Origin of the sequence: Bacillus sp. SIMBA_074 (assembly GCF_046534555.1) — a bacterium.
Lineage (GTDB): Bacteria > Bacillota > Bacilli > Bacillales > Bacillaceae_G > Bacillus_A > Bacillus_A mycoides.
Map to the genome: position 1 here is coordinate 1 of NZ_JAWRYM010000035.1, position 12,177 is coordinate 12,177.

Here is a 12,177-nt window from a genome sequence, read left to right on the forward strand (position 1 = left end):
AGTTAGTTTGTCTAGCATCTAAAAATAAAAATTGACGTTCACGTTGTTTGTTTCGTTCAGTTTTCAAAGAACTACTTGGTCGCTCATTTGCGACTTCCTTATGTTAACATCTTCATTTTTCGATGTCAACCAAGTTTTTTAATTTCTTTTTTGTCGTTTTCTGCGTTTCTGCATCAGCGACGTTTATTAATTTATCATATCCTTACTCTTAGCGTCAACACTTTTTAATAAAAAATTCTTTTTCTTACATAACGAATACATTCTTCTCTATTAGCAACTCTCCGAAATAAACAAAAAATGATTTTATACCTTTCTTCCATCGCCTTTTTTACAACGCTATGTATACGCTCATCTTCAAAATCAAATAAAAGTTCCTCTAACTCTCTCTTCAGTATGTATTCAATTTCTTTTTTCTCTTCCTTCGTCAACATAATCCCAAGCAAATTATCACCCCAATAACTCCTTACGTGTACCGATAAACGCCCCACTCATTTTCAATTATCAATACTGTATCATCAAAAAACAAAATTCTATCACTCATTATATCCACCACTTACGATATTAATCCCTTGTTCTCTTTTTTTAATTTAAAGCATATATGTAACTGAAAAGGATTGGACAAAGGGGCGTAATATTATGTTTTTCTTTTTTATTACGAGTAAAAGAACATTTAAACACATTAGCTTAATAATCGTACTTTCCTTATTTACAGCATGGCTACTCTTTTTAAAAACATATTCACATGAATCTGCTTTTTCAACTGCTACTGGCCCTAAAGTGATTTACAAAGGGGACACTGCAAAAAAACAAGTTGCATTCACGTTTGACATTAGTTGGGGGGACAAAAAAGCTATTCCAATCCTTAATACACTCAAAGAAAGAGAAATTAAGAATGCAACCTTCTTTCTCTCTGCTGCATGGGCTGAAAGACACCCTGATATTGTCGAACGCATCATGAAAGATGGACATGAGATTGGTAGTATGGGCTATAATTACACATCCTACACTTCACTAGAAGCAAATGAAATACGACGAGATCTTTTGCGGGCACAAGATGTTTTTACGAAACTTGGCGTAAAACAAGTCAAGCTATTACGTCCACCTAGTGGCGATTTTAACAAAACAACTCTTAAAATAGCGGAATCACTCGGATACACCATCGTTCATTGGAGTAACAATTCAAATGACTGGAAAAATCCCGGCGTAAATAAAATCATTTCCACAGTCTCTAGCAATTTAAAGGGTGGAGATATCGTCTTATTACATGCTTCTGATTCTGCCCTTCAAACAAATAAGGCTTTACCATTACTCTTACAAAAATTAAAGAGCGACGGATATGAACAAACATCTGTATCACAACTTATTTCCAACACAAGTACAAAAAGTGAAGATATTAAGTAGTTCCTTTCTACACGGTTCTTCACACATAAAAAGCTCTGCTATCTTTTGTTAAGATAGCAGAGCTTTTTTATCCTAGCATTTACAGACGATAAGAATCTGGATAATTAAAAATCCACTCTCCTCATTAAGCTGACTTACTCTTTTGTCCAATTAAACGATGCAATACAAGTAACTGATATGAATTACATAATAAAAGTGGTATCACCATTAAATATAACCAATCTGTATCATTAATCCGGAGCGCTGGTACCCATTCAAGAATTGTTACAACAACCATAAAGAACAGAGCGGGAACAAAAGCTTTTTTATTCGTTTCTTTACTCTTTATATAAGCGACAATTGCCCCAAACATAAATAACATCCCAGCAACAAGTATGTTATTCCCTAATGAAACTTCCCCATTTGCAACAAGTACTGACCTTAAATAAACGAAATCAAACAATACGAACGCAATAAAGAACAGTTGCACGGTATTCCATAAAGAAGATGACCGAAACATCCCTAATCCAAAACGATGGATCGTTAAATACGCAAAGAACCCCATTTGACTTATAACACTAAAAATAAATCCTACGCCCATCAACCAAAAGGAAATTGCTAAAATCTCTTTTCCGTCGAAATTTTGAAAAAATTTAGCGTACTTGTCCCACTCTAAAACAAAACCAATAAAGACTGTGCTAATCCCACCAAGAAACAACGTCGTAAAAAATAGTCGTACCCACTTGCGGCTATTCACAACACATCCCCCATTATTCTTATATTTCTAATTAAATTGTAACAATGACAATTTCAAAAAGCTAGCCATGTTAATGTATAAATTCCTTAAAGAGATTTATATTAAAAAAAGAGAACTTTGCTGAAAGGAGCTCCAACTTATGAAACGGATGCTGCTCGTTTTGATTTCTTCTTTTCTATTTATAGCACTAGCGGCATGTGCACAAGAAAAAGAAGCAAAATCCGAACTTGATTATGATCAAACAAAAAAAATGATTGTTGATATTTTAAAAACCGATCAAGGAAAAAAAGCGATCCAAGATGTATTAACTGATGAAAAAATGAAACAAGCACTCATACTAGATGAAACAGTAGTAAAGAAAACGATTGAAGATGCACTGGTATCTGAAAAAGGGCAACAATTCTGGGAAAAGCTCTTTAAAGACCCTGAGTTCTCATCGAAATTTGCTAAAAGTATGGGAAAAGAACAAACAAACTTAATGAAAACTTTACTAAAAGATCCTGAATACCAATCAGGTGTTATAGAGATTATGAAAAATCCTGAAGTAGAGAAAATTATGTTACAAACAATGAAGAGTAAAGAATATCGTCAATATTTACAGCAAGTACTAACTGAAACTGCCGAAAGCCCTCTCTTCCAAGCTAAGATGATTGACATCATTAGTAAAGGTGTACAAAAAGCCGAAAAAGGTGGGGCTGATAAGAAAGGCGCAGGTGGTGAAGGCGGTTCTCAAGATGGGAACAAAGAACAACAATAAAAATTATAGCAATGAGTGGACAATGTATATATTGTCCACTCATTACTACTTTACTTTTGCGCGACAGCTGTTTTATCAATAACTGTCTCAGCTATCGTACGATAAATGAGACCCGTTGTATGTGTATCTTCATATACCGACGGCGCAAAGTCCTCTTTATTCCAATCAGGTTGTTGAAGTGGAATTCGGCCAAGTACATCCGTTTGGAGTTCCGTAGCCAATTTATCTCCTCCACCTCTTCCAAACACATACTCTTTTTCACCAGTTGCTTTACTTTCAAAATACGCCATATTTTCAACAACACCAAGAATACTATGTTCTGTACGTAAAGCCATGGCTCCAGCGCGCGCTGCTACAAATGCCGCTGTTGGATGCGGCGTTGTTACAATAATCTCTTTACAAGCCGGCAACATCGAATGTACATCTAAAGCAACATCACCCGTACCTGGTGGTAGGTCCAATACTAAGTAATCTAAATCACCCCACTCTACTTCTGTGAAAAAGTGATTTAACATTTTCCCAAGCATCGGTCCTCTCCAAATAACAGGTGCGTTATCTTCTACAAAGAATCCCATTGAGATTACTTTCACGCCTAGACGCTCCACTGGTATTATCTTATCACCTCTTACGATTGGACGTTTTTCTATACCCATCATATCCGGTACACTAAAACCGTAAATATCCGCGTCGATGATACCAACCTTTTTGCCTAAACGAGCTAAAGCAATTGCAAGGTTAACAGAAACAGTTGATTTCCCTACTCCACCTTTTCCACTTGCCACTGCTAAAAATGTTGTATTTGAGTTCGGTGATAATAAGGATTCACTTTTCTCTTCCTCTTGCGGTGGTGCAAACTGAGCTAATTCCTCTTCTGTAAATTCTGCAAAACGAAGTCCCACTGTTGTTGCTCCAAGTTCTTTTACTAACTTTACAATTCCAGACTGCAACTGCATTTGTTCCGCTGTACCCGTCTTTACAATTGCAATTTTAACACTTACATGTTCCTTCTCAGGCTTGACTGTCACCTCTTTAATTGCATTTGTTTCTTTTAACGTTTTATGTATAAACGGATCTAAAATCCCTTCCAATGCTTCCACTACCTGCTCTTTTGTTACCATAATTAGCCCAGCCCCCTGTATGAAAAATAACGTATTGTTAATTAAATTTATCTCTCTTTATTTTTGAAATAAATGCGTTTACATTTCCAGTATAACATATTTTCGGAAAACTTCGTTAACGAGAGAAACTCGAAAAAATCCTCCTTATTCTGGAGGATTTCCTTTTTCCGTAAAATAACGTAATATACCACGATATATTGCAGCAGCTACTTTTTGTTGGTATTTCTCCGAATTTAACATATATCTTTCATTCACATTCGATAAAAAGCCAGCCTCAATTAAAGCACCTGGTGTTTTGGCATACTTCAATAAATACACGTGAGGAATTGTTTTAGCAGAACGATTCGTATTTTCTAAGCTTGTTCTCAATTCAGCTTGTATAAATTTCGCAGCCCGTTCATTTTCAATAGAAGAACGATAGTAGAACGTTTGTGCGCCCTTAGATCCACTACTAGTTAGGGCATTTAAATGAATACTCGCAAAAAAGTCTACATCAGGCTTATTAATGATCTCAACACGCTTTTTTAAATCCTCTGCTTTACGTCTACTATATGACTTTGTATCTTTATTAGCTAAATCATAATCTCCTTCACGCGTTAAAATAACTAAAGCACCTTGTTCTTGTAAATAATCTTGTACCTTTTTTGTAATCTCAAGTGTAATATCTTTTTCTACAATATCCTTTCCACCAACAGCCCCTCCGTCTGGCCCACCATGCCCAGCATCTAGTACAATCACTTTCCCTGATAAGGGTAAATTCCAAGCTCGCCACGATTTTGTAATTTGAAATTCTTGTTTAACTAAAAAAAACAAAACAACCGCAGCGAGCGCAAAAGAGATAATTCGAATTCTCTTCATACCTTTCCTCCTCCAGCTAGTCCCTCTAATTACTTATATGGGACAAGAGGAAAGTTTATGCTTGTCTTAGTGTAGCTTTAATCGATATCTTCTTTCGCCTTTTTCATAGCCTTCCTGCCACCACAAGCCGATAAACTGCTGGCAAGATTCAAAAAGCAATTCCTCGTCTTGCAACCTAATTTCACGTATAGTCATACTCGTTAAAAATTGAAATAGCGTTTCAGTTAATTGTTGTTCTTCTTCTAAAGCCCTATATTTCACATCAAAGAATGATTCGCCATGATAACCAAATTTACTGTATCTCGCTCCTAATAAATAAGATTCTATCCCTAGTTCAATGCAATAATCTTCATACTGACGATGAAGTTCTTGCATTTGAAAGGCATCACGAATATTTAAACGCAATGTTTTTAATGATAATTCTCGCAGCATCTTCCGCTCGTATTTTAACTGCTTTTCTTTTTGTTTTTCTTGTAAGCTGACAATGACATTCATAGTACTTATAAACCTCCCTAATACGTATTAGTCTAAACTTCTAAAGAAGAAGCATACGTAGGACGGTAGCACTAAAATATTCCAAGCTAAAAAAATTACAAAAGAAGAATTAAACATAAAAAACCCCAACCAAAATGGTTGGGGTTTGTAGTTCGCAAAAATTAACGTTTTGAGAACTGAGGTGCACGACGTGCGCCTTTAAGACCGTATTTTTTACGCTCTTTCATACGTGCGTCACGAGTTAATAGACCCGCACGTTTTAATGTTAGACGGTATTCTGGATCAGCTTTTAATAAAGCGCGAGAAATACCGTGACGAATAGCACCAGCTTGACCAGTGTATCCACCACCATTTACGTTTACAAGTACATTGTAGTTACCTAAAGTTTCTGTTGCAACTAGAGGTTGTTTCACTACTTCACGTAATGCAGCAAATGGGATATAGTTTTCAAAATCACGACCGTTAATAATAACGCGTCCTTCGCCTGGAACTAGGCGTACGCGCGCTACTGAACTCTTACGACGTCCAGTGCCATAGTATTGAACCTGTGCCAAAGTAAGCCCTCCTTTAATTAATTATCCGCGAAGTTCGTAAACTTCTGGTTGTTGTGCTTGGTGTGGATGCTCTGCTCCAGCATACACGTTTAATTTCTTAGACACTTGACGTCCTAAACGTCCTTTTGGAAGCATGCCTTTAATTGCAAGCTCTAACATTTGTACAGGGTAGTTTGTACGCATTTCTAGAGCTGTTCTTTGCTTAAGTCCACCTGGGTGGTTAGTGTGACGGTAGTAAATTTTATCGTTTAATTTATTACCTGTTAAATGAATTTTCTCAGCGTTAATAATAATTACATGATCACCCGTGTCAACGTGTGGTGTAAATGTTGGTTTGTGTTTACCACGTAAAATGGATGCTACTTCAGTAGATAGGCGACCTAAAGTTTGACCTTCAGCATCAACCACATACCATTTACGCTCAACTTCGTTAGCTTTTGCCATAAAAGTCGTACGCATGTGTTTCCCTCCTCGTTATCTTTTCCATAGAAAAAATCTATTGTTTATCTTAAACACGATTTCCTTCCGGGGCTAATCGTGGTTTTAGAAACAATACCATATGTTATGATATACTTTTGAGTTTCTAATGTCAAGCAAATGTTACACCAGGATTAGTTGTTATAGTTTACCTGCCATAAGTAAAGTCCATGACCTGGAGCCATCTTTCCAGCAAACTGGCGATTTTGCTTCGCTAAAATCTCTGGAATACTATCCGGATCAAGCTTTCCTTGACCTACGCTAAGTAACGTACCAACAATAATTCTGACCATATTATATAAAAATCCATTACCTACAAAGCGAAAAATTAATTCATCGTCTTGCTCAATTAATTCGATTTCATAAATTGTTCGTACTTTATCTTTTTTGTCAGTTTTTGCCGAACAAAAAGAAGTAAAGTCATGCGTTCCAATAAAATAAGGAATCGCTTTTCTTATAGAGTTTATTTCGAGTGGATATGGATATTGATATACGTAATTTCTACGGAATACATCCGCAGTCTTTGATAATAATACACGATAGCGATATTCTTTTTTCTCGACACCGTAACGTGCATGAAATTCTTCTGTTTTCTTCTCTACCTGCCTGATAATAATATCATCCGGTAACATTGTATTTAAAGCATTACTCCATTGCCACTCTTCAAGAGACAAAGGTGTATCAAAGTGTATCACTTGTCCTTTGGCGTGAACAGTAGAATCCGTTCTGCCTGATGCCTGCACACCAACAAGTTCTCCTTTATGCAACTTCTGCAATGCTTTCTCTATTTCTTGTTGAACAGTCCGATGCTGTGGTTGAATTTGGTAACCACAAAAATGAATGCCATCATATGCAACTGTACATTTTATTCTTTCCATTTCTCTATTCTCCATTACGACCGCACCCATGCCAAAATACAAGCTAAACAAAGTAAGCTTACAATTGTTACTGTATCACTTATTTTCCAGCGTAGTTGCCTAAATTTAGTACGTCCTTCGCCACTTTTATATCCACGAGATTCCATCGCAATCGCTAAGTCCTCTGCACGCTTAAAAGCACTGATAAATAATGGAACGAGTAGTGAGATAATAGCTTTCATCCTATCTTTTATAGGTCCCCCGGCGAAATCAATGCCCCGTGACGCTTGTGCTTTCATAATTTTACTCGTTTCATCCATTAATGTCGGGATAAAACGTAGTGAAATTGACATCATTAATGCGATTTCATGAACAGGAACTTTTATACGCTTGAACGGCTTTAATAACGTCTCCAACCCATCTGTAATTTCAATAGGTGTCGTCGTTAACGTTAATAATGTCGTCATTAAAATAATAACGAAGAATCGTATAGAAATGTATATCCCTTGCTCTAATCCTTTTTCATGTATCGAAAACCAACCAAGCTGGAATAGTACTTCCCCTTCTTTATTTGTAAAAATATGCAGGAAAAATGTAAAAAGAAAAATCCACAGAATTGGTTTTAAGCCCGAAAGTACATAACGAATCGGCACTTTTGCAAAAAATAAAGCAATGAGTGCATATAAAAATAAAAATCCATATGAAATCGCATTATTTGCTAAGAAAACAACAAATACATATAAAAAGACAATCAACAGCTTCGTACGAGGATCAAGTTGATGAATGAGTGACTGACCTGGAATATATCTCCCAATAATCAACTGCTGCATGATTCATGACCACCTTTTCGTAACACCTGTACAACTTCATGAGTAAGATCCTCTAAAGATAAGGTAGCCTTCGAAATTGAAATACCAAACTTCTCTTCAATTGCACGTTTATACTTTAAAGACATTGGAAGATCCACACCGATTTGTTCTAATTCATCAGCATATGAAAATACTTCCTCTGCTCTTCCTTGCAAAAAGACCGTTCCTTTATGCATGACCACTATTTGATCTGCATACTTAGCGGCATCCTCCATATTATGGGTAACAAGAATGACTGTAAGCCCCTGTTCCTTATGCAAATTGTAAAACATCTCCATGAGCTCGTGCTGTCCTTTTGGATCAAGCCCTGCTGTAGGTTCATCTAATACAAGCACTTCGGGTTCCATCGCAAGTACGCCTGCTATTGCAACACGCCTCATTTGCCCACCGCTTAATTCAAACGGAGAACGTGCTAATAACTCTATGTCCAATCCAACAAGCTGGATTGCATCTTTCGCCTTTTGTTTTGCCTCTTCTTCAGATACACCAAAATTAGTCGGTCCAAAACAAATGTCCTTTTCAACTGTTTCTTCAAATAGTTGATGTTCTGGAAACTGAAAGACAACCCCTACTTTTTTTCGTAGCGGCTTAAGCTTTTTCTCTTTCTTCCCTGCTGAAATTAAATGTTCACCAATTTGAACCGTACCATTTGTCGGCTGCAATAAACCATTTAAATGTTGAATCATCGTCGACTTACCTGAACCAGTATGACCGATAATGGCATAATAGCCCCCACTTGGAAACGACACGTCTACATCATAAAGTGCGCGTCTTTCAAATGGAGTTTTATATTGATAACGATGTTCTACTTTTTGGAATGTAATCTCCAAAGTTCGTTCACCAAGCTTTCCATTGTAAGATGCGTATTTTGCAAGTGAATTTCATTTCTTTTTAATAATTCTGCTATTTTCACCGAAAAAGGTACATCTAATCCAATCTCTTGGAGCATATGAGAGGATTTGAAAATTTGCTCTGGAGTACCTTCCTCTAGTATTTCTCCCTTGTTCAAAATAATAATACGGTCTGACTGTGCCGCTTCTTCTAAATCGTGCGTAATCGATAATACCGTAATACCCTTTTGATCAACAAGTTGTCTGACTGTTTCTACTACTTCACGTCTCCCCTGAGGGTCTAACATTGAAGTTGCTTCATCTAGTATTAAAATAGATGGTTGAAGTGCTAGAACACCTGCTATTGCGACTCGCTGCTTTTGTCCACCAGATAACGAATGGGGTTCTTCATTTAAAAAATCTTCCATACGGACAAGTTGCAGAGCTTGTTCTAGTCTTTCTATCATCTGCTCCCTTGGCATTCCGATGTTCTCTAGGCCGAATACAACGTCATCTTGTACTGTCGTTCCAACAAATTGATTATCTGGATTTTGAAATACCATGCCAATTTGCTTTCGAACATCCCATACTGTTTCCTCTGATAAAATCATTGTATCATTTAAAGTAATTTTCCCTGATTCCGGTAAAAATAAGCCATTCAATAATTTTGCAAGTGTAGACTTCCCTGAACCATTTTGTCCAATAACAGATACCCATTCTCCTTCATATAAGGAAAACGAAACATCTTTTAATGCATAAGAGGCTGCCCCAGGATATTGAAATGATATATTTTCTGTCCGAAGTTTCTCTTTTTTCAATACAAGGCACCCTTTCTTTCGTCAAGTTAGCCTATTTTTATACTTAAAAAAAAAGGGCCATGACCAGTTACTTGAAAAGAACTGTCCTGCCCTTTTAATCATCATTATACTAACTCGATAATTACCATTGGTGCTGCGTCTCCGCGACGTGGACCAATTTTTGCAATACGAGTGTATCCGCCTTGGCGCTCAGCATAGCGTGGAGCTACATCAGCGAATAATTTTTGAAGTGCATCTTGACCAGTCTCAGCGTTAGCAACCTCATTACGGATGAAAGCTGCTGCTTGACGACGAGCATGAAGATCTCCGCGTTTACCTAAAGTGATCATTTTTTCCACTACAGAACGAAGTTCTTTTGCACGAGTTTCTGTCGTTTGGATGCGCTCGTTGATAATTAAATCAGTAGCTAAATCACGTAACATAGCTTTACGTTGCGCACTTGTACGGCCTAATTTTCTGTATGCCATTCGTAGTTCCCTCCTTTGTTGATGGGTTTAAATCCTCAGTCGTCTTTACGTAAACCTAAACCTAATTCCTCAAGTTTATGTTTAACTTCTTCTAAGGATTTACGTCCTAAGTTACGAACTTTCATCATATCTTCTTCTGTTTTGTTCGCAAGCTCTTGTACAGTATTAATTCCTGCACGTTTTAGGCAATTATAAGAACGAACAGAAAGATCTAGTTCTTCGATAGTCATCTCAAGAACTTTTTCTTTTTGATCTTCTTCCTTCTCGACCATAATCTCAGCATTTTGTGCTTCGTCAGTTAAACCAACAAAGATATTTAAATGCTCAGTTAAGATTTTGGCACCTAAAGAGATAGCTTCTTTTGGCCCGATGCTTCCATCCGTCCATACATCAAGCGTAAGCTTATCATAATTAGCCACTTGTCCGACACGTGTCTTTTCCACTTGGTAAGTCACACGTGATACTGGAGTATAAATAGAATCAATAGGAATTACTCCTATTGGTTGATCTTCGCTTTTATTTGCATCAGCTGGCGTATACCCACGGCCACGCTTTGCAGTTAAACGCATGCGGAAATGCGCATTTTTTGCTAACGTCGCAATGTGTAAATCTGGATTTAAGATTTCAACATCACTATCGTGAGTAATATCAGCAGCTGTGACAATACCTTCGCCCTGTACATCGATTTCCAACGTCTTCTCTTCTTCAGAGTAGATTTTAAGAGCTAACTTTTTCAAGTTTAAGATCATCGTCGTAACGTCTTCTACTACGCCCTCAACTGTTGAAAATTCGTGTAAAACGCCATCGATTTGGATAGCAGTTACAGCGGCACCAGGGAGTGAGGATAAAAGAATACGACGTAAGGAGTTACCCAAAGTAGTACCATATCCACGCTCAAGCGGTTCAATCACGAATTTGCCATACTTAGCATCTTCGTTAAGTTCAACCGTTTCGATTTTCGGTTTTTCGATTTCAATCATTAACTAAACCCTCCTTCAAAACGTCGAAACCCCGGTTAAACAAAGGAAGAACCTCTGTTTAACCGAAAGTCCCCCTTAGGCAGTTCCCGATTGTGCACAACAAGCGATGTTTCTGTACGAAATTTCTCGATAATGCATCATATCCATTATAGACAAAAGGGAAAATTCTATACAGAAAAATTACACACGACGACGTTTTGGTGGACGACATCCATTATGAGGAACTGGAGTAACATCTCTAATTGCTGTTACTTCTAGACCTGCCGCTTGAAGAGCACGAATTGCAGCTTCACGACCAGCACCAGGACCTTTAACAGTAACCTCTAAAGTTTTTAAACCATGCTCCATTGCAACTTTAGAAGCAGCTTCAGCAGCCATTTGCGCAGCGAATGGAGTAGATTTACGAGATCCACGGAAACCAAGTGCACCAGCACTAGACCAAGAAAGTGCGTTACCATGAGTATCTGTAAGTGTTACGATTGTGTTGTTGAAAGTAGAACGAATATGAGCTATACCAGCTTCAATATTCTTTTTCACACGTTTTTTACGAGTGTTTGTTTTACGTGCCATTGTTAGTTCAACCTCCTTTACTTATTATTTCTTTTTATTTGCTACTGTACGACGTGGACCTTTACGTGTACGAGCATTGTTTTTAGAGTTTTGACCACGAACTGGTAAACCACGACGGTGACGAAGACCACGGTAAGAACCGATCTCCATTAGACGTTTAATGTTAAGAGATACTTCACGACGAAGGTCTCCCTCAACTTTAATACGATCGATGATATCACGGATACGTCCTAATTCATCTTCCGATAAATCACGAACTCGTGTTTCCGAAGAAATACCAGCTTCTGTAAGAATTTTTTCAGCAGTTGTGCGACCAATGCCGAATACGTAAGTTAAAGAAATAACAACGCGCTTGTCACGAGGAATATCTACACCTGCGATACGTGCCAT

At 37.5% G+C, this 12,177-nt stretch carries 17 protein-coding genes; 2 read left to right on the forward strand and 15 right to left on the reverse strand.

The genetic code is table 11. From position 1 onward, the window contains the following. Positions 1 to 224 precede the first annotated feature (224 nt). A complete protein-coding gene (locus tag SB773_RS25350; protein ID WP_033708173.1) occupies positions 225 to 443 on the reverse strand; it encodes a hypothetical protein in 219 nt (72 codons plus the stop codon). 193 nt (positions 444 to 636) lie between these two features. On the opposite strand from SB773_RS25350, the gene pdaB reads away from it, so the two are divergent. Then, on the forward strand, positions 637 to 1,401 hold the full coding sequence (gene pdaB, locus SB773_RS25355) for a polysaccharide deacetylase family sporulation protein PdaB (protein WP_002091556.1): 765 nt from the start codon (positions 637 to 639) through the stop codon (positions 1,399 to 1,401). Between the two features lie 124 nt (positions 1,402 to 1,525). Here the strand turns inward: pdaB and kbaA are convergent, their stop codons facing one another. After that, a complete protein-coding gene (gene kbaA / locus SB773_RS25360) occupies positions 1,526 to 2,137 on the reverse strand; it encodes a KinB signaling pathway activation protein KbaA (protein WP_002091555.1) in 612 nt (203 codons plus the stop codon). A gap of 139 nt (positions 2,138 to 2,276) precedes the next feature. Between kbaA and gerD the strand changes: the two genes are divergently transcribed. After that, positions 2,277 to 2,894: a spore germination lipoprotein GerD gene (gerD, locus tag SB773_RS25365; protein ID WP_410592889.1), complete on the forward strand. Its 618-nt coding sequence runs from the start codon at positions 2,277 to 2,279 to the stop codon at positions 2,892 to 2,894. A gap of 50 nt (positions 2,895 to 2,944) precedes the next feature. Here gerD and SB773_RS25370 read toward each other — a convergent pair whose 3' ends face one another. The 13 genes from SB773_RS25370 to rpsM all read right to left on the reverse strand — a co-directional run bounded on the left by SB773_RS25370 (position 2,945) and on the right by rpsM (position 12,177). Next, on the reverse strand, positions 2,945 to 4,012 hold the full coding sequence (locus SB773_RS25370; protein WP_410592892.1) for an Mrp/NBP35 family ATP-binding protein: 1,068 nt from the start codon (positions 4,010 to 4,012) through the stop codon (positions 2,945 to 2,947). Positions 4,013 to 4,156: 144 nt separating this feature from the next. Continuing rightward, positions 4,157 to 4,870: an N-acetylmuramoyl-L-alanine amidase CwlD gene (gene cwlD / locus SB773_RS25375; protein WP_002009721.1), complete on the reverse strand. Its 714-nt coding sequence runs from the start codon at positions 4,868 to 4,870 to the stop codon at positions 4,157 to 4,159. A 66-nt stretch (positions 4,871 to 4,936) separates the two neighbouring features. Continuing rightward, complete coding sequence (locus SB773_RS25380; protein ID WP_410592894.1) at positions 4,937 to 5,365, reverse strand: DUF2521 family protein; 429 nt, start codon at positions 5,363 to 5,365, stop codon at positions 4,937 to 4,939. Positions 5,366 to 5,526: 161 nt separating this feature from the next. Beyond that, complete coding sequence (rpsI, locus tag SB773_RS25385) at positions 5,527 to 5,919, reverse strand: 30S ribosomal protein S9 (RefSeq protein WP_002009728.1); 393 nt, start codon at positions 5,917 to 5,919, stop codon at positions 5,527 to 5,529. Positions 5,920 to 5,940: 21 nt separating this feature from the next. Then, a complete protein-coding gene (gene rplM, locus SB773_RS25390) occupies positions 5,941 to 6,378 on the reverse strand; it encodes a 50S ribosomal protein L13 (protein WP_002029337.1) in 438 nt (145 codons plus the stop codon). Positions 6,379 to 6,530: 152 nt separating this feature from the next. Further along, positions 6,531 to 7,274, reverse strand: a complete 744-nt coding sequence (truA, locus tag SB773_RS25395) for a tRNA pseudouridine(38-40) synthase TruA (RefSeq protein WP_410592897.1) — start codon at positions 7,272 to 7,274, stop codon at positions 6,531 to 6,533. 14 nt (positions 7,275 to 7,288) lie between these two features. After that, the gene (locus SB773_RS25400) at positions 7,289 to 8,083 is read right to left on the reverse strand and encodes an energy-coupling factor transporter transmembrane component T family protein (protein WP_002124692.1); all 795 of its coding nucleotides are present in this window, start codon (positions 8,081 to 8,083) and stop codon (positions 7,289 to 7,291) included. Next, the gene (locus SB773_RS25405) at positions 8,071 to 8,952 is read right to left on the reverse strand and encodes an energy-coupling factor ABC transporter ATP-binding protein (RefSeq protein WP_002124690.1); all 882 of its coding nucleotides are present in this window, start codon (positions 8,950 to 8,952) and stop codon (positions 8,071 to 8,073) included. The genes SB773_RS25400 and SB773_RS25405 overlap by 13 nt, the downstream gene beginning before the upstream one ends. After that, complete coding sequence (locus tag SB773_RS25410; protein WP_002009740.1) at positions 8,928 to 9,770, reverse strand: energy-coupling factor ABC transporter ATP-binding protein; 843 nt, start codon at positions 9,768 to 9,770, stop codon at positions 8,928 to 8,930. Before SB773_RS25410 ends, SB773_RS25405 begins: the two co-directional genes overlap by 25 nt. A 104-nt stretch (positions 9,771 to 9,874) precedes the next feature. Continuing rightward, positions 9,875 to 10,237, reverse strand: coding sequence for a 50S ribosomal protein L17 (gene rplQ / locus SB773_RS25415; RefSeq protein WP_000331490.1), 363 nt, complete (start codon positions 10,235 to 10,237; stop codon positions 9,875 to 9,877). Positions 10,238 to 10,272: 35 nt separating this feature from the next. After that, a complete protein-coding gene (locus SB773_RS25420; RefSeq protein WP_002009743.1) occupies positions 10,273 to 11,217 on the reverse strand; it encodes a DNA-directed RNA polymerase subunit alpha in 945 nt (314 codons plus the stop codon). A gap of 180 nt (positions 11,218 to 11,397) precedes the next feature. After that, on the reverse strand, positions 11,398 to 11,787 hold the full coding sequence (gene rpsK, locus SB773_RS25425; protein WP_002009745.1) for a 30S ribosomal protein S11: 390 nt from the start codon (positions 11,785 to 11,787) through the stop codon (positions 11,398 to 11,400). A 24-nt stretch (positions 11,788 to 11,811) separates the two neighbouring features. After that, positions 11,812 to 12,177, reverse strand: coding sequence for a 30S ribosomal protein S13 (gene rpsM / locus SB773_RS25430; RefSeq protein WP_002009746.1), 366 nt, complete (start codon positions 12,175 to 12,177; stop codon positions 11,812 to 11,814).

Coding starts and splice junctions, on each gene's coding strand:
- SB773_RS25420 (WP_002009743.1), bottom strand. CDS start 11,217: ATGATTGAAATCGAAAAACCGAAAATCGAAACGGTTGAACTTAACGAA.
- SB773_RS25380 (WP_410592894.1), bottom strand. CDS start 5,365: ATGAATGTCATTGTCAGCTTACAAGAAAAACAAAAAGAAAAGCAGTTA.
- rplQ (WP_000331490.1), bottom strand. CDS start 10,237: ATGGCATACAGAAAATTAGGCCGTACAAGTGCGCAACGTAAAGCTATG.
- gerD (WP_410592889.1), top strand. CDS start 2,277: ATGAAACGGATGCTGCTCGTTTTGATTTCTTCTTTTCTATTTATAGCA.
- cwlD (WP_002009721.1), bottom strand. CDS start 4,870: ATGAAGAGAATTCGAATTATCTCTTTTGCGCTCGCTGCGGTTGTTTTG.
- truA (WP_410592897.1), bottom strand. CDS start 7,274: ATGGAAAGAATAAAATGTACAGTTGCATATGATGGCATTCATTTTTGT.
- rpsK (WP_002009745.1), bottom strand. CDS start 11,787: ATGGCACGTAAAACAAACACTCGTAAAAAACGTGTGAAAAAGAATATT.
- rplM (WP_002029337.1), bottom strand. CDS start 6,378: ATGCGTACGACTTTTATGGCAAAAGCTAACGAAGTTGAGCGTAAATGG.
- rpsM (WP_002009746.1), bottom strand. CDS start 12,177: ATGGCACGTATCGCAGGTGTAGATATTCCTCGTGACAAGCGCGTTGTT.
- pdaB (WP_002091556.1), top strand. CDS start 637: ATGTTTTTCTTTTTTATTACGAGTAAAAGAACATTTAAACACATTAGC.
- SB773_RS25370 (WP_410592892.1), bottom strand. CDS start 4,012: ATGGTAACAAAAGAGCAGGTAGTGGAAGCATTGGAAGGGATTTTAGAT.
- SB773_RS25400 (WP_002124692.1), bottom strand. CDS start 8,083: ATGCAGCAGTTGATTATTGGGAGATATATTCCAGGTCAGTCACTCATT.